Below are 15,544 nucleotides of genomic sequence, written 5' to 3'. Positions count from 1 at the left end.
AACCGCGCCTACCTCGCCACCAAGGACGGCCCCGCCGTCTGCGGACGCGCCGGCGACCCCAGCTCCCAGTTCCTGGTCTGCAACGTCCTCAAGCCGACCGGCTGGGTGACCGCCTACTCCCCGCCCAACGACTGGGGGTACAGCACCGACCGCTCCTGGATCGCGAATTCGGACGGCAGCGTCTCCTACTGCCGTCGCGTCGGCACCGGCGACCAGGAGCTCTGCGACCGCTTCGACGGCACCACCTGGACCTCCTCCATGTCGCCCCACTACGACCTCGGCTATCCCGACACCTTCGCGTAGCCGACCCCGCGTCAGGTCCTGGCGCGCCGGACGGCCGGCTTCGGACGCTCACGTCCCCGGCCGGCCGCCCGGCCACCTCCTGGCGCATCACACCTGCTCAGGCTGCCTTGCCTTGGGCGATCAACCAGTGGCTTGCTGCCAGGGAAACCGTGATTCTGCCTCGCATCTGCAAGCCGTTCAGTGCATTCCCATGGGTATCGGCGGCCTCATCGGGGTAGCACCCCGATCGGACCGGCGCGCGCCGGCCGGAAGGAGCCCCCCGTGAGCCAACCCGCCGCCGTCCGTCTGCGTGGACTCCTCGACGCCCCCGGTGAACTGACGGTGGCCCAACTGCGCGACCTCCCCGTCCACCGGGTGGAGGCCACCTTCGACTGCCTCGGCAGCGGCGAGCAGCACCACGGCTTCGAAGGCCCCCGCCTCTGGGACGTCATCCGCACCGCCGAGCCCCGGGTGGACCTGGTCGGCCGCAAGCAGCGCCTACGGCTCCTCCTCACCGTCTCCGGCGCCGACGGCCACCTCGCCGTGCTCTCCTGGGCCGAGATCGACCCCGACTTCGGCGGCCAGCAGATCCTCCTCGCCACCAGCATCGACGGCACCCCCCTGGACGGCCCCGGCCCCCAACTGGTCGTCCCCGCCGACCGCTGCGGCGCCCGCTACGTCAGCGGCATCACCGACGTCTGGCTCGTCCCGGTCCCCGATCCGGCCGTCTGCCTGTGAACCTCCTCGGGCAGCCGCCGTGGCACACCGAGATCAGGACAACGCCCGCCCGCCACGACCGGTGCGATTGACCCCGCGCGGCGAGAACGTCATCGGGCCGACCCAGCCCAGGCGGACCAGCGCGACCTGGGAGGGAAGCGGGGTCACCGGGTCGAAGGCCCGCCCTCGTGACCAGTTCTCGAAGAGGCCCAGGGTGGTCTCGACGGCGGACACCACCATGGTCACCTGGTGGCCGTCGTCGTCCCAGGTGTTCCAGAGCGCCCATCCCTCCGGCCGGGCTTCGACGCCGATCCGCGCGCATGCAGCCTCGTAGTCGTCGCCCACCCCTGCCGGCATGACTCCTGGCTTCAGCACGGTGGCACCGACGAGCCTGACCAGGTCGCGGTCCTCCTCCAGGCAGCCGTCACCGTCGAAGTGGTAACTCCGCACGGCGCGCGCAAGGGCGTTGACACTCCGTTGGAGCGGCGTCGCGCCTTCCGGATCCGACTCGAGTCTGAGCCACTCCTCGCTGGACGCCTCAACCGTGACGCGGTAGGCGAGACGCTCGATCTCCCGGAGGTAGTCCATGTCGCTGAGCTCAGGTGTGGTCACGGCGCGCAGTGTCGCACCGGGACGGCCCGCGGCGACACGCGTTTTCCCCGTCCGCCAGAGGCCCCGAGGCGCCCCGGGACCACGCCGCCCTCGGCCCCCGCCCCGCTACAGACCGACCGTGAAGATCACGTGGCTCCCCGCGTCCGCCGCCTGCCGGAAGAAGACGACCAGGTCGGTGAAGTTCGCCCAGGTGTAGACGAAGTCCTCATGGCCGAAGTTCGGCCCGTAGTCCTCGGCGTCGATGCGCTCGTAGCCCGCCCTCAGCGCCTCGCGGCCCACCTCGGCCACGGCACCGGCGACGTCGCGGACCTGATCCGGGGTGAGCAGGCTGACGACGTAGTCGTCCCCCTCATTCAGCTGGAGCCCGCCCAGGACCACGGCGTTCAGCGGGTAGGAGCCGTTGTCGTAGCCGAGCTGACCGTCGGTCAGGCTGCGGTGGATGGCGTCCCACGCCTTGTCGGTGTCGCAGTAGGCGACGCCGACGCCCTCCTCCTCGATCTCCTCGACGAGCGCGGAGACCTCGTCGGCGGCGGACGCCAACAGGCGTTCCGCGGTCTCGGCATCAATGGCGAAGTGCACTCCCAGGCTCACACAGCGCACCGTACCGGGACCGTCGGACAGTTCGACGGACGGCTCACGCTCGATCCTGCAGCATCCAGCCCAGCCGGACCGAGAGGTCAGGCGGGGCAGAACTCGTTGCCCTCGATGTCCTGCATCGTGATGCACGACTCGTTGACCCCGTCGGCGCGCTGCGTCGGTCAGGGCATCCGGAGCGCACACCAGAGGCCTGCCATCAGCACGGCACTCCTGTCGGACCAACGCTCTACGGTGATCGGCCATGGGCTATGACGTGCACGTGACCCGCCGCGAGAACTGGTGGGACGCCGAGCGAGGGTCCGAGATCACTGCTCGGGAGTGGAGGGACGCCGTCGAGGCCGACCCCGAGCTGGTGATGACCCCGGCGTCGGACGCCTGGGATGGGGACGTCGAGATCGTTCTGGGGGAGAAACCGTCCGAACGATGGCCCCTCTGGTGGCGGGACGGGCGGCTCTGGACCAAGAATCCGGCTCATGCAGTCGTCCTGAAGATGTGTCAGGTGGCGGAGCTGCTGCACGCACGGGTCCAGGGTGACGACGGCGAGTACTACGAGCGTGATCCGTTGTCCCGGGTGCCTCGGCTCGTACCCTGGGCGGGTGACGATCTCGTGGGGTGAGCCGCGGAGGCTCGGGGTGGCGGCCGGGACGGCGCGGTTGGGGTTCGGGGCCGACGATCGGCGGGGCCGGCCCGGGCTGAGGGTGCTGGAGCTGGACGGGGAGCCCGCCTTCGAGTTGAGCCACTGGTGCTGGACGTGCCCGTTCCTGTTCCGGCGGATGGAGGGGGCGAACGAAACGCTGTCCTCGGCCGAGGTGCAGGAGCTGCTCGGTGGCGGCCTGGCCGGCGTGGACGAGCGGGTGGTCGCGGCGTTCGCGCCGCTGTTGCCGGAGGGCGAGTACCTGCCCGTGCTGCTGCAGGCCGAGCCGCACCTGGTCGACCCCGGCAAGGAGGGCGACTACTTCAGCGGTGAGCAGGTGGCCACGTGGGGCCTGGACAGCTTCTGGGGACTGCCTCAGCATCCCCGCACGCCGTACTACCGGACCTTCGAGACCGGGGTCGACGCCTCCGCCCACCTCTACGAGTTCGTCGTGCCGATGGTCCCGCCGAGCTGGAACACGCGCGCCCGCGTCGAGGAGTACGCCCGGTTGATGGCCGACGGTACGGTCCCCACCGCCGTCGCGGTGTCGACCCTCGACGTGTGCGAGCCGGCGACCGGCGAACCCGAGGACCACTACCGGCACTGGGGCCTGACCCACTTCCTGCTCGACGGCCACCACAAGCTGGAGGCCGCCGCCGCCACGGGCCGTCCGGTCCGGCTGCTCGCGTTCCTCGCACTCGACCACGGCCTCGCCACCCCCGAGGAACACACCCGCCTCCCCGAACTGCGCTCCCGTCCCCGCTCGGCCCGGCCGGCCACGGCCTGACCACGGCGCCGCTCCGCTGTCAGTCGCACCTGACAGCGTGCGGTTCATGATCGAGAACTTCGAGGGCCTCCACGCCATCGACTGGCCGTCGCTGGGCCACGCCTACGGCTCGGCCGAGGAAGTGCCGCTGTGGCTGGAGCAGATGGCCTCCCCGGACCGGGACGTCCGGGAGGCGGCGTTCAGCAGCTTCTACAGCGCCGTCCACCACCAGGGGGACGTCTACCGCAGCACCGCGGCGAGCGTTCCGTTCCTGTTCGCTCTCGCCGACGACCCGGCGGTCCCCGACCGTGCGGCGGTCGTCCGACTGCTCGTCAGCATCGGCGGCGCAGCTCTGGAGAAGGACCCGGACGGCCTGTACTTCGACCCGTCGGGGCAGGAGTCCACGCCCTACCCGGACGTGGTGCCGCAGATGACCGAACGCTCCTACGCCTTCGTGCGGTACGCGGAGGACGCGGACCCGCACGTGCGGCTCGCCGCCGTCCCGGCGCTCGCGATGTTCCTCGAGGACGCCGACCGCGCCTTCGCGCTGCTGCGGCAACGGCTGGCGGCCGAGGCCGGCACACCGGAGCGGCTTTCGGTCATCGAGGCGGCCGCGGCGCTGGCCGGGCGCCACCCGGCCGCGCTCGGCGTGGGCGTGACCTCCTGGCTGACGGCCCTCGCCACCGACCCGGCGCTCGACGCCGGCCTCCGCCTCGCCGCCCTGGTCCGTCGCGCCGCGTGCTCCCCCGCGGCGATCGACGCCGACCTCGTCCCGACGGCGGTCGGCCTTCTCCGCCAGACCGGAGCAGCGCCCTCGGACGAGCGGAAGCCCGCGGCCCAGGACACGGACAGGGAGTGCGCCTGCTCCCGGGCCGAGCCGGCACCGGTCGAGGGTGCCCCGCCGCAGATCGCGGCCGTCTTCGCCGAACTCGACCGCCGCGGCCGCGTCCACGCTCCGACCACCGACGTGCTGACCGCCCTCCACCGGATCCTGGACTCCCGGGTGACGGAACGCGCGGCGCTGCTCACCGCCCAACTCACCGCTCCCGACGCGGCCACCCGCTACGACGCCGTCGCGATGGCCGCGGACCTGATCGGCACCTGGCGCGGCGACCACACCCACCTCGTCGCCCTGATCGCCGACCGTCTGTCAGCTGACGACCCGTACACCTCCGCCGAGGCGGCCCAGACCCTCGGCAGGCTCCCCGCCGCCCTCGCCGAGAGCGCCCGCGAACCGCTCGCCGCGCTGGTCGAAGCCCAACGGACCGCCCACGGACCGGAGGTGTGGGACAGCCCGCACCCGTTGCTGCGCCGGTCCCACCAGGAGGCGGTCATGGCCTTGGCCGGGCTCGCCGACGAGCGTGCCCTGCCCAGTCTGCGGAGCGCGCTCGACCGCGAGGCCGACCTCTGGCGCGCCGTTCCGGCCCTCGGCCACTTCCCGCAGGCCTCGAGCGAGTTGGTGCCGGAGCTGTCGCGCCGCCTGGCCGAAGCGGACTTCTCCGAGGACTGGTACTACTCCGACGCCTGCGGGCCGCTGGCGGCGCTGCGTCAGCTCGGCGACCCGGCGGCCGTGCCTGCCCTCACCGCCGCACTGGTGACCGCCGTCCGGCACGAGCAGTGGCGCGGCGCGGCGGCCGTCGTCAACGCCCTGGCCGATCTCGGCACCGGTGCGGCACCGGCCCTGGAGGTGGTCCGGCCGCTCGCGGACGCCGAGGACCCGGACCTCCGCCTGGCCGCCGTGCGGGCCCGGTGGGAGATCGAGGGCAACGCCGGACGCGTCGTCCCGCGGCTCACCGCCCTGCTCGGCACCACCGGATTCGGGAAGGCCGCCGAGCTGCTCGCCCGGATCGGCGGGCCCGCCGCCGCGGCACTCCCCCTCCTGCGCGCGGAGCTTGCGGCCGGGTTCGCCGGGACCCGGGTGGACGCGGCGGCGGCGATCCACGCGATCGGCGGCCCCGGCGAGGCCGAGGCCTTGGTGCCCGTCGTCCTGAGTGCCTGGGAGGAGAACGACTCGACGGCCGTCCCCGTCCTCCGGTGCCTGCGAGGGATGGGCACGGCCGCCGCACCCGCCCTGCCCCGGGTCCGCGCCGAACTGGCCCGGGTGCGGCGCAGCGGTGGGTTCTTCGCGAGCGTCGAGAGGGACGAGGAGCTGCTGGAGCTCTGTCGAGCCGTCGTCAGCGAGCCGGCCTGACGCGGTCCGTGCGATCCGGCGGCGCTACCGGTGGTCGGCCGGGCAGTGGTCGAGGAGTTCGGTGAAGGCCTCGGTGACCGCGTCGGCCGGGTAGGTGCGCAGCAGGGTGGAGCGGTCGGCCGAGGCGAGGGTGTAGTGCTCGGCGTCGTGGGAGAGGTCGTCCCAGTCCTCCCAGCGGTGGGCGCGCAGGAGGTAGTGGCCGCAGCGGGTGCAGCGCATCCAGGGGGCCAGCAGCAGCCCGGGCAGGTCGGGGCCGCCGGGGAGGAGTTCGGCGCCCTCGGCCTCGGCGTCGAGGAGGCGGACGGGGGCCGACGCCCCGTCACCGAGGCAGCGGAGCAGGCCCGGTGCGAGGAGCTCGCGCACGCCCCACTGCTCCGTGAGGACGGCGATCCTGGCCCGGTCCGCTTCACCCACGGGTATCTGGAAGGCGAGCAGTCCCTCCACCAGCAGCCGGAGCCCGGCCTCCTGCTCGCCGTTCTCCCAGCAGTCCGCGACCTCCGCTGCGGCCGCCTCCGGGAGGAGGGCGGCGATCTGGTCCCACTGGGTCCTGTCCACGTTCATGACCTGGACTCTAACCCCCGCTCCCGCCCCCTCCGACCGACGGTCCGTCAGTCCCGGCGGTGCGGGGACGGCCGGGCGGCACCGACGGCGGCCGCCACCGCGAGGCCCACGCAGGCGGCGAGGACCGTGACGACCGGGCCGGCCGGGATCAGCAGGCGGACGGGGCGGCCGAGGTCGGCGGCCAGGCCGGAGCGGACGCCGAGCAGGGCGCCGAGGGCGACGGCGAGGCCGAGGGCGGCTCCGGTGGCGGCGACCAGCGCGGCCTCGGCCGCGACCACCCGCCGGACCTGGCCCGCCGTGGCCCCGGAGAGGCGCAGGACGGCGAAGTCGCGGCGCCGGCCGGAGACCGACAGCACCAGGGTGTTCACGATCGCCAGCCCGGTGTATCCGACCGAGACCGCGATCAGGATCAGCACGAAGATCCGGACCAGTTCGTCGTCGCGGGCCGAGGCGTCGGACCGGTAATCCGCTCCCGGGACCGCCGAAGCGCCCAACCCCGCCAGCGCGGGCTGCACGGCCTCCGGCGCGAGGCCGTCGACGTACACCAACGCGGTGAGGGCGTCCGGGTCGTGGGCCCGGAGGGTGGCCCGGGGCAGGACCAGGCCGGGGGTGTCGAGCGGCTCGACCACGGCGACCACGCGCTGCGGCACGGTCCGGCCGTCGGCGAAGGTGACCGCCACGGTGTCGCCGACCCGGGCCGGCACGCCGTCAGGGGTGGTCGGCCCGGCCGCGACCGCCGTGCCCGGGGCGCCGAACCCCGCCAGCGAACCGGCCAGCACGGTGGGCCGGAAGGCCGCCGGGGAGACCGCGTTGACCCAGCCCGCGGCGCCGTCCAGCCGGACGCCGGCCGTGGTGGAGGCCGTCGTCCGGTCGGCGGGAAGGGCGTCGAGGACGGCGTCGGAGAGGCCGGGGGTGCCGTCGGGGCGGATGACCGTCCGGTGCTCGACGGCAGCCGTGCCGCGGCTGCGGTAGGCCTCCGCCATGGTCGCGCTCTGACCGAGGATCAGCACCGCGAAGCCGACGGTCACGATCACCGGGGCAGCCGTGGAGGCGGTCCGCCCGACGGCACCGAGCGCGCCCTCCCGGACCAGCATCCCGGTCGCTCCCCCACGCCGTCCGGTCCACCCACGCCGTCCGCTCCGCCCGAACGGCCAGGTGGCCAGCCGGACGACAGGTGGCACCACGGCGGGGGCGAGCACCGTCGCGGCGGTGAGCAGGGCCATCGCGGCCAGCAGGGAGTTGGTGACCAGCGACTGGCCCTCCGCCCCGACCAGCGCCACCACCAACCCGCCGCCGAGCACCGCGAACAGTCCGCCGACGATCCGCCGCCCCCGGCCCATCGGCCGCCGGTCGTCCGCCGCCTCGCGCAGGGCCTCCAACGGCGCCGCCGTCCCCGCCCTCCGCGCGGCCGACCAGGCTCCGGCGGCCGCCACCGGCAAGCCCGCCGCCCAGGCGGCCAGCGGGGGCCAGACCGCGATCACGGTGGTGAAGCCCGACGGTTCGAAGCCCGCACCGACGAGGAGTCGGCCGAACACCGGCGCGAGCACCGTACCCACCGCCGCGCCGACCGCCCCGGCGACCGCCGCCACGCCCAGGGCCTCGCCCAGGACGGCGCGCCGGAGCTGACGGGGCGTCGCACCGACCGCTCGCAGCAGGCCGAACTCCCGACGCCGCAGCCCGGCCGAGAAGGCGAAGGTGGACGCGGTCACGAAAACCGAGGAGAAGGCCGCCAGCGAGACCGTGGCCGAGAGCACCTGGGCCCCGATCTCGCGGACGGCGGTCCGGCCGGGCTCCTCCAGCGCGGTCCGCCGCTCACCGGCGAGGACCTCCCCGGCCTCGCCGACCACCTCACCGACCGCTACGGCAGACTCCGGAGGGGCGTGGATCCCCAGCAGCCGGACGCCACTCGCGAGCCGGGCGGCCTCCGCGTCGGCCACGTACAGACCGGTGCCGTCCACCGTGCCGGTGACGGTCCGTCGGGCCGGGCCGGCGGCCGTCAGCACGGTCACGGTCGCACCGGCGGGGACTCCGAGCGAGCTGCCGAGCACCACGTCCGTCGGCTCGGCCGGAGGCCGTCCGCTCCGCAGGGGGAAGGGCGCGAGGGCCGCCGCCGACCAGGCGTTGCCCTGCCGCTCGCCGCGTTCCGCGCGGCCCACGGGCCGCCCGTCCCGCAGGAGTTGGGCGTGGAAGGGACGGTCTGCCACCACGGCGGTGACCCCCGGCAGGGCGGCGATGCGGGCAGTCAGCTCCCGGACGGTCTCGGGTGACCACGGCGCCTCGCCCGCGCGCACGTACAGCGGGGCCCCGGCCAGCCGTTCGGGGACCCGGGGGCGGGCGGAGAGCTGCACCAGCAGGGCGGCGGTGATCAGGGAGACGCCGAGCGACAGGGCCAGGAAGGTGGCGGCGAAGGCGGGCCAGCGGTGGCGCAGGGCGGGGAGTGACAGCACGTCAGACCCCCGGCGCGGCGGTCGGCGCGGCCTGGGCCGCGAGGGTGGTCCGGGTGGCGATGGCGGCGGCGTCGAGGCCGTGGGCGATGTCGGCCACCCGCCCGTCGGCGAGGAGGACCACCCGGTCGGCGACGGCGGCGGCGACCGGGTCGTGAGTGACCATCACCACCGTGCGGCCGTGCCGGTCGACGGCCCCGCGCAGCAGGGCGAGCACCTCGCGCGAGGAGGCGGTGTCCAAGGCGCCGGTCGGCTCGTCGGCGAAGATCACCTCGGGGCCGGTGACCAACGCCCGGGCGATGGCGACGCGTTGCTGCTGTCCGCCGGAGAGCTGGCCGGGCCGGTGCCCGGCACGGTCGGCGAGCCCGACCTCGGCGAGCGCGGCGCGCACGGCCGTGCGGTCCGGCTTCCGGCCGGCCAGGCGCAGCGGGAGGGCGACGTTCTGTTCGGCGGTGAGCGAGGAGACCAGGTTGAAGGACTGGAAGACGAAGCCGATCCGCTCGCGGCGCAGCAGGGTCAGCTGGTGCTCGCCGAGCGGGCCGAGGTCGGTGCCCGCCACCGTGACCGTGCCCGCGGTGGGGCGTTCCAGGCCGGCCGCGCAGTGCAGCAGGGTCGACTTGCCCGAGCCGGAGGGGCCCATCACCGCCGTGAAGCTGCCGGCCGGGAAGCCGAGGCTCACCCCGTCCAGGGCCGTGACCGCGTTCTCGCCCGTTCCGTGCACCCGGTGGACGGCGCGCAGGCTCACGGCCTGCGTTCCGTTCACCGGCGCCGCCTGGGCCCGTTCTGTCCGATGGATCGTCATGGGCCCCAGCCAACCGGCCCGAACGGCACGTTTCACGGGCCCGGGCTGGAGTCGCGGGGGTAGAGCCAGCACTACTGTGGCCGCCGGAGGGGCTCGCTAGAGTCGGCCGGGTGACCGTACGGACCGCCTGGCAGGCCATCACCCGCAATCCGGTGCACTTCCTGGCCTCCTCCTGGCCCTGGCGGTCGCTCGGGTACCTGGTGTCGGGGGTGCTCACCGGTGCGGCGACGGGGGCGGTGCTGCTGGGCCTGCTGGCGGGCGGGGCGCTGCTGACGATCTTCCTGGTCGGCTTCGCGCTGCTGTTCGCGGCGGGCCTGTCCGGGGTGGCGGTGGCCCGGCTGGAGCGCTGGCGGCTGCGGCTGGTCGACCTCGATCCGGCGCCCGACCCGCACCGCGCACCGGACCGGCCGGGTGTGCGCGGCTGGCTGCACACCCGGCTGCGCGAGCAGCAGACCTGGCGCGAACTCGGGTACGTGGCGGTGTCGGTGCTGGCCTTGTGGTGGTTGGACCTTGGGGTGCTGGTGGCCTCCTTCGCCCTGCCGGTGATGGCCGGGATCGAGATCGTGGTCGACCCCTTCATCCCCTGGTACGGCACCGCGTTCCTGCTGCTGGCGATTCCGGTGCTGCTGCTGGTGGCGGCCTTCCCGGTCACCGTCTGGGCGGGTGCGCGGGCCGCCTTCGCCCGCTCCGTCCTCTCGCCCAGGGAGGCCGAACTCGGCGCCCGAATAGGCGAGTTGTCCAGGTCACGGGCTCGGCTGGTGGATGCCTTCGAGGTGGAGCGGCGCCGCATCGAGCGCGATCTGCACGACGGGGCCCAGCAACGGCTGGTGGCGCTCACCATCGCCCTCGGGATGGCCCGGCTGGACCTGCCGGCGGGCTCGCCCGCCGCGCTGGGAGTGGCCGAGGCACATGAGCAGGCCCGGCTGGCGCTGGCCGAGCTGCGCGAACTGATCCGCGGCGTGCACCCGCAGGTGCTGACCGACCGGGGCCTGGCCGCCGCCACCACCGAGGTGGCCAGCCGCTCGCCGGTGCCGGTCTCCGTGGACGTCGCCCTGCCCGGCCGGATGCCCGCGTCGGTGGAGGCGACCGCGTACTTCGTGGTGGCCGAGGCGCTGGCGAACGTGGCCCGGCACAGCGGCGCCACCCGGGCCGAGGTGCGGGGGCGGCTGCTCGGCGAGCTGCTGGTGGTGGAGGTGCACGACGACGGTGCCGGCGGGGCGGACCCGGCGGCCGGGACCGGCCTGGCAGGGCTGGCCGACCGGGCGGCCGCGGCGGACGGCACACTGTCGGTGTCGAGCCCGACCGGCGGGCCGACCGTGATCACCGTGGAGATCCCTTGTCCGAGCGTATAGACGAGCGCGTGGGCGAACGGGCGGGGGTACGGACAGGCGTGCGAGTGGTACTGGCCGAGGACGCCGCACTGCTGCGCGGCGGACTGGTCGGCATGCTGGAGCGGTTCGGGCACACTGTGGTGGCCGCCGTCGGTGACGCCCCGTCACTGCTCGCGGCGGTCGCCGAGCACGACCCGGACATCGTGGTGACCGATGTCCGGATGCCGCCCGGTTTCACCGACGAGGGGCTGCGGGCCGCCGTCGCCCTGCGCGGCGAGCGACCCTCGCTGGCGGTCCTGGTGCTGAGCCAGTACGTCGGCCAGACCTTCGCCGCCGAGCTGCTCGACTCCGGGCGCGGCGCCGGGGTCGGCTACCTGCTGAAGGACCGGGTCGGCGAGGTGGAGGAGTTCGTCGACGCGGTCGAACGGGTCGCGGCCGGGGGCACCGTGATCGATCCCGAGGTGGTGCGGCAGCTCCTCGGCCACCAGCGCGCACCGCTCCAGCGGTTGACCTCCCGGGAGCGCGAGGTGCTGGCACTGATGGCCGAGGGCCGCTCCAACGCCGCCATCGCCGCCCGCCTGGTGGTCGGCGAGGCGGCGGTCGCCAAGCACATCGGCAACATCCTGGCCAAACTCGACCTCCCCCCGGCCGACACCGACCACCGCCGGGTCCTCGCCGTCCTCGCCTACCTCCGCGGCTGACGCCCAGCCGGCCGCCCCACCGGTCGGCGCCCGGCGGTGACCGTGCCCGAACTTCCAGCAGGAGACGACCCTGGCGACGACCACGGCTACGCGCCGACCTCGTGACCGAGGGACTCCCGCTCTGCCCTCCACCGGCGCTGCATCTCGAGCCAGTGCACGTAACGAGGCTGCGCGTCGCGCAGATCGAGGCTGACCGGATAGGGCTCGTACTCGTTGAGGAGCAACTTGCGAAGGAACTCGACCATGCCGCCGGGGAAGACGGTGAAGTCCTCTCGGGTGTGCCGGCCACAGACCAGAACGGGCCAGCGGTCGGGGTCGGGATCGGTGGTCAACCAGCACAGGATGTCCGCACCCGAAGTGACCCCCCAAGCAAGGATGTGGGCGGGGTCGATGTCGAGACCTTCCTGACCGCCCACCATCTCCCAGGTGTAGCGCGCGTTCTCGGTCTCTTCCTCCAGCGTCCCCGGGTCCCACTGGATGTACTCCTTGGGAAGGGGCATCAGGACGGAGAGCCCATCGAATGAACCCCCGCCGTACACGGACATGAAGGCCATGTAGTCCCGCGGAAAGCGCGTTCCCCACCGAGCCTCCGCCTCGGTCCAGTCGACCTCCTCATCAGCCCCGAGATCTGCCGGCATGACCTCCACCAGCGCCGCGATGGCCCTCTGATCTTCCACTGCGTTCCTCCCACTCAGTCGTGGCGAGCATATGCAGGCACACCGACAGCGAGCTGTCAGGAACGTACACCTGTGCCTTGACAGCGTGGCGCTCGATGATGAGGATCGGGAATCCTGGCCCTGACCGGATCTGCGTGAAACCACCGCAACCCGCGGACAGGTCGAGGCATGGCAAGTACCTGCCCGAGCCGTGCTTGCTGCACCCCGAGGTGGTGACCGAGTGCCCGTCTCCGTCTGAGCCGGCAGCGGACCTCGCGGAGCGCATCGGGACCTGGTGCGAAGAACGGTTCACCGGCGCCGACCCGAAGTGCCTGGACAAAGAAGGTCCAGGGGGTGACCAGTTCGCCCCTCTCGTCGTCGAGCCGGTGGTTGGGGCTGAACAGGCACCATGCATCGAGCTCGCGGCCAGCGGCTGAGCCGCGGGACTGGCGTCGCGGCGAAACGAAGTCCCCTGCCCGTCTGCACCCAGCAACGCGTCCCGACGGCCGGACGGGCATCCGGGGAAATGACCCCGGAAGACTGAGCCTGTCTCCTTGATCGCAGCTGAGGATCAGGCAGGGGCCGCCGCCGCGTCTGGCGAGTTCCCGACCCGGTGCTCATGTTCGAGTTGAAGTTCGAGCCTGACGGATGCAGCACGAGCTCAGTGCCGGTCGGGCCCGGACGGGTGGTGCCGGTCGGGCCAGACGGTGATGTGGTCCTCCTCCAGGACCAGCCGGACCCGGTGCGCCAGGCCGAGCGATTCGGTGAATTCGCGCGGGAGTTGGAGGCGGCCGACCCGGTCGAGGACGGCGTACTCCTGACCGGCCGGCGGGGTGCCCGGCGCGGTGCCCGCCTGCTCGGCGTGCCGGAGCACCTCGGTGGAGATCCTCCCGTCGCGGATGCGGATCGTGCGGCGGACCTGGTCGGCCACCAAGGCGTCGTGGGTGACGATCAGGACGGTGGTGCCGAGCTCGGTGTTGGCCGCGCGCAGGGCGCCGAAGACCTCCTCGGAGGTGGCGCTGTCCAGCTCGCCGGTGGGCTCGTCGGCGAGCAGCAGCTGCGGACGGTTGGCCAGGGCGACGGCGATCGCGACCCGCTGCTGCTCGCCGCCCGACATCGTGCCCGGCGTGCGCCCGGCCAGCCGGGCGATGCCCATCAGGTCGAGCAGCTCCAGGGCCCGGGTGGCCCGTTGACGGCGCGGCAGGCCCGCGTAGGCCATCGGCAGCTGGACGTTCTCACGGGCCGTCAGGTACGGCAGCAGGTTGCTGGCGGTCTGCTGCCGCACCACCCCGACGGTGCGGCGCCGGTAGACCGTACGGCCCCGGCGCCCGAGCGCGGACAGGTCGGTCCCCGCGACCCGGACGGTGCCCGCGCTCGGGGTGTCCCGGCCGGCCAGGATGCCGAGCAGGGTGGACTTGCCGGAGCCCGACGCCCCGACCAGGGCGAGGAGTTCGCCCTCCTGGACGGTGAGGTCGAGGCCCTGGAGGGCTTGTACCTCGGTGCTCCGGCGCCCGGCCGTGCCGGTGCGGTAGATCCGCACCAGGCTCTCGCAGGTCACCATCGGCGCGGCGGACCGCCCCGCGCCGGCGGCGGTCGTGGTGCGGTTCTCCGGCAGTTCGGCAGCTCGGACGGTCACAGGGCCTCCCCCAGTCGCAGCACGGCCCCGAGGCCGCGTCGGCGGACGATCGCCGCCTCCAGAGCGGCGGCGCCGAGGAGCAGCGCCGCCAGTGCGGTGCCGAGCACCGCCGTGGTCGTCCAGTCGACCTGGACGGCCGGTTCGAACGGTCCGCCGGTCAGGGCCCGCAGCTCCAGGCCCGGGCCGAGTGCGGCGGGGAGCACCGCCCCGAGCGCGGTGCCGCCGATCGCCGAGGCGGCGAACAGCGGTAGCAGCTGCAGCAGTTGGAGCGCGGTCAGGCTCGCACCGCCGAGCCCCAGCGTGCGCAGGTAGGAGGTGGTGCGGGCACGCTCGGCCGAGCTGAGCACCAACTCCAGGGCGACCGCGCCGAGGGCCAGCAGCAGCGCGGTGCCGGTGGTGAGCCGGAAGGCCAGGCGGAGCGAGCGGGCCAGCCCGTCGCCGCGCAGCACCGCCAACTCCTGCTCGTGCGCGCGGAGTTCCACCGCCGGGCCGACCACACCGCCCGGCGCCAGCGCCCCGGCCGCGGCGGCGCTGACGGCGGAGCGGTCGACCGGCGGCCCGCCGTCGGCGGGGTGGAGCAGCAGGGCGGACGGGTGCCCGCCGGTGGTGGGCAGCTGCCGCTGCGCCGACGGATCGGTGAAGACCAGCAGGGCGGCGGGTGCCCGTTCGCTGCCCAGCACCGGCCCGAGGACCGGGTCGCGCAGGGCTGCCGGCGGCAGCGCCCCGACCACCCGCACCCGGAAGTTGGTGGTCCCGAAGGCCGCCACCTCCAGGACCTCGTCGGGGAACGAGCGGGCCAGCGCGGGATCGGCCAGCGCCGTCCATACCCGCTCTGCTGCGCCGGATCCAGCGGCGGAAGCGGTCCCGTCGGAAGCAGTGCCGTCGGAAGCGGTGCCGTCCTCGGCCGGCCCTGCCTCACGGGCTGCCGTGAGGGCGGCGGCCAGCGGCGAGGTGGGCACCGCGGCGCGCAGGGCGTCGGCGTCCAGGGCGACCAGTTCGGCCGACGGGACGGTGGCACCGCTCTCCTGGGCGGTCAGCTCGCCGCTGGCGCCGGTGACCAGCACCTGCCGGCCCACCGTCCGCACCTGCGACAGGTCCTCGGGCAGCCGGGCCCGCGGGCCGACCAGGGCGGTCGGCGCACCGCCGGTGCGCCAGTCGGCGCTCTGGGCGCGACTGCCCTCCAGGGAGCGCGCGACCATGCCGCCGAAGACTCCACTGCCCATCGCCAGGACCAGCACCAGCAGGGCGAGGGCGGCGGCACCGCTCTGCGCCCCGGCCCTCGCCAGGGCCACCAGCGGCACCACACCGGAGGACCGGCGGGCCCAGCGGGTGGCGCGCAGCAGCAGCGCCGGCAGGACCCGGATCAGCGCCACCACCAGCACCAGCGCCAACACCACCGGCACCAGCGCCAGTTGGAGGTCGATGCCCTCGCCGCTGAAGGCCCCCCGGCCGCGCAGGGAGACCAGCCCGCCCACGGCGGCCAGCAGGACCAGGGCCTCCAGGACGAGCCTGCGCGAGCGCGGCAGCGGCCTGGCCCGGCCCGGGTGAACAGCGGGACGCCGACCTCGCGCTCCAGCGCCTTCATCTGCTGGGTGATCGCGGGCTGGGTGTAGC

15 protein-coding genes and 1 pseudogene are annotated in these 15,544 nt (G+C 74.2%); 7 read left to right on the top strand and 9 right to left on the bottom strand.

Annotated features, from left to right (window positions below):
* Both ACWEPF_RS36240 and ACWEPF_RS36235 read left to right on the top strand, forming a co-directional pair.
* Positions 1-303 (top strand): hypothetical protein (locus tag ACWEPF_RS36240; protein WP_452175952.1); only part of this gene is annotated, 303 nt, incomplete at its 5' end.
* Positions 304-564: 261 nt separating this feature from the next.
* Entirely contained in the window at positions 565-1,020 is a 456-nt protein-coding gene (locus ACWEPF_RS36235; RefSeq protein ID WP_452175951.1) for a hypothetical protein, read from the top strand.
* Positions 1,021-1,053: 33 nt separating this feature from the next.
* On the opposite strand, the gene ACWEPF_RS36230 is transcribed toward ACWEPF_RS36235, so the two are convergent.
* Complete coding sequence (locus ACWEPF_RS36230) at positions 1,054-1,611, bottom strand: hypothetical protein (protein ID WP_452175950.1); 558 nt, start codon at positions 1,609-1,611, stop codon at positions 1,054-1,056.
* A gap of 105 nt (positions 1,612-1,716) precedes the next feature.
* Positions 1,717-2,202 (bottom strand): YfbM family protein, encoded by a 486-nt coding sequence (locus ACWEPF_RS36225; RefSeq protein ID WP_452175949.1) that lies wholly within the window; start codon positions 2,200-2,202, stop codon positions 1,717-1,719.
* A gap of 247 nt (positions 2,203-2,449) precedes the next feature.
* On the opposite strand from ACWEPF_RS36225, the gene ACWEPF_RS36220 reads away from it, so the two are divergent.
* From ACWEPF_RS36220 to ACWEPF_RS36210, 3 genes are read left to right on the top strand one after another with little or no spacing between them, the layout of a single operon-like run.
* Positions 2,450-2,824, top strand: coding sequence for a hypothetical protein (locus ACWEPF_RS36220; protein ID WP_452175948.1), 375 nt, complete (start codon positions 2,450-2,452; stop codon positions 2,822-2,824).
* Positions 2,805-3,629 (top strand): hypothetical protein, encoded by an 825-nt coding sequence (locus ACWEPF_RS36215; protein ID WP_452175947.1) that lies wholly within the window; start codon positions 2,805-2,807, stop codon positions 3,627-3,629. Before ACWEPF_RS36220 ends, ACWEPF_RS36215 begins: the two co-directional genes overlap by 20 nt.
* Positions 3,630-3,675: 46 nt before the next feature.
* Positions 3,676-5,799 carry a HEAT repeat domain-containing protein gene (locus ACWEPF_RS36210; protein WP_452175946.1) on the top strand — a complete coding sequence of 708 codons (2,124 nt, stop codon included), beginning with the start codon at positions 3,676-3,678 and terminating at the stop codon, positions 5,797-5,799.
* A gap of 24 nt (positions 5,800-5,823) precedes the next feature.
* On the opposite strand, the gene ACWEPF_RS36205 is transcribed toward ACWEPF_RS36210, so the two are convergent.
* The 3 genes from ACWEPF_RS36205 to ACWEPF_RS36195 are packed head-to-tail and all read right to left on the bottom strand — an operon-like array spanning position 5,824 to position 9,567.
* Positions 5,824-6,360, bottom strand: coding sequence for a hypothetical protein (locus ACWEPF_RS36205; protein WP_452175945.1), 537 nt, complete (start codon positions 6,358-6,360; stop codon positions 5,824-5,826).
* A gap of 47 nt (positions 6,361-6,407) precedes the next feature.
* The gene (locus ACWEPF_RS36200) at positions 6,408-8,807 is read right to left on the bottom strand and encodes an FtsX-like permease family protein (RefSeq protein WP_452175944.1); all 2,400 of its coding nucleotides are present in this window, start codon (positions 8,805-8,807) and stop codon (positions 6,408-6,410) included.
* A 1-nt stretch (position 8,808) separates the two neighbouring features.
* A complete protein-coding gene (locus ACWEPF_RS36195; protein WP_452175943.1) occupies positions 8,809-9,567 on the bottom strand; it encodes an ABC transporter ATP-binding protein in 759 nt (252 codons plus the stop codon).
* Between the two features lie 149 nt (positions 9,568-9,716).
* On the opposite strand from ACWEPF_RS36195, the gene ACWEPF_RS36190 reads away from it, so the two are divergent.
* Entirely contained in the window at positions 9,717-10,958 is a 1,242-nt protein-coding gene (locus ACWEPF_RS36190) for a sensor histidine kinase (protein WP_452175942.1), read from the top strand.
* Between the two features lie 38 nt (positions 10,959-10,996).
* The gene (locus tag ACWEPF_RS36185; RefSeq protein WP_452175941.1) at positions 10,997-11,638 is read left to right on the top strand and encodes a response regulator; all 642 of its coding nucleotides are present in this window, start codon (positions 10,997-10,999) and stop codon (positions 11,636-11,638) included.
* An 86-nt stretch (positions 11,639-11,724) separates the two neighbouring features.
* On the opposite strand, the gene ACWEPF_RS36180 is transcribed toward ACWEPF_RS36185, so the two are convergent.
* From ACWEPF_RS36180 to ACWEPF_RS36165, 4 genes and pseudogenes are all read right to left on the bottom strand, one after another.
* A complete protein-coding gene (locus ACWEPF_RS36180; protein WP_452175940.1) occupies positions 11,725-12,315 on the bottom strand; it encodes an SMI1/KNR4 family protein in 591 nt (196 codons plus the stop codon).
* A 640-nt stretch (positions 12,316-12,955) separates the two neighbouring features.
* Positions 12,956-13,855: an ABC transporter ATP-binding protein gene (locus tag ACWEPF_RS36175; protein ID WP_452175956.1), complete on the bottom strand. Its 900-nt coding sequence runs from the start codon at positions 13,853-13,855 to the stop codon at positions 12,956-12,958.
* A 71-nt stretch (positions 13,856-13,926) separates the two neighbouring features.
* Complete coding sequence (locus tag ACWEPF_RS36170; RefSeq protein WP_452175939.1) at positions 13,927-15,405, bottom strand: hypothetical protein; 1,479 nt, start codon at positions 15,403-15,405, stop codon at positions 13,927-13,929.
* Between the two features lie 26 nt (positions 15,406-15,431).
* Positions 15,432-15,544 (bottom strand): annotated as a pseudogene (locus tag ACWEPF_RS36165) (helix-turn-helix domain-containing protein); the annotation flags it as partial.

Source organism: Kitasatospora sp. NPDC004289 (genome assembly GCF_053602875.1).
Note: the sequence above shows the minus strand (reverse complement) of the source record. Positions and strands in the feature narration are given on the sequence as shown.

Excerpts from the sequence above, each read along its gene's own strand:
- ACWEPF_RS36220 (WP_452175948.1), top strand. The coding sequence starts at position 2,450 with ATGGGCTATGACGTGCACGTGACCCGCCGCGAGAACTGGTGGGACGCC.
- ACWEPF_RS36210 (WP_452175946.1), top strand. The coding sequence starts at position 3,676 with ATGATCGAGAACTTCGAGGGCCTCCACGCCATCGACTGGCCGTCGCTG.
- ACWEPF_RS36205 (WP_452175945.1), bottom strand. The coding sequence starts at position 6,360 with ATGAACGTGGACAGGACCCAGTGGGACCAGATCGCCGCCCTCCTCCCG.
- ACWEPF_RS36175 (WP_452175956.1), bottom strand. The coding sequence starts at position 13,855 with ATGGTGACCTGCGAGAGCCTGGTGCGGATCTACCGCACCGGCACGGCC.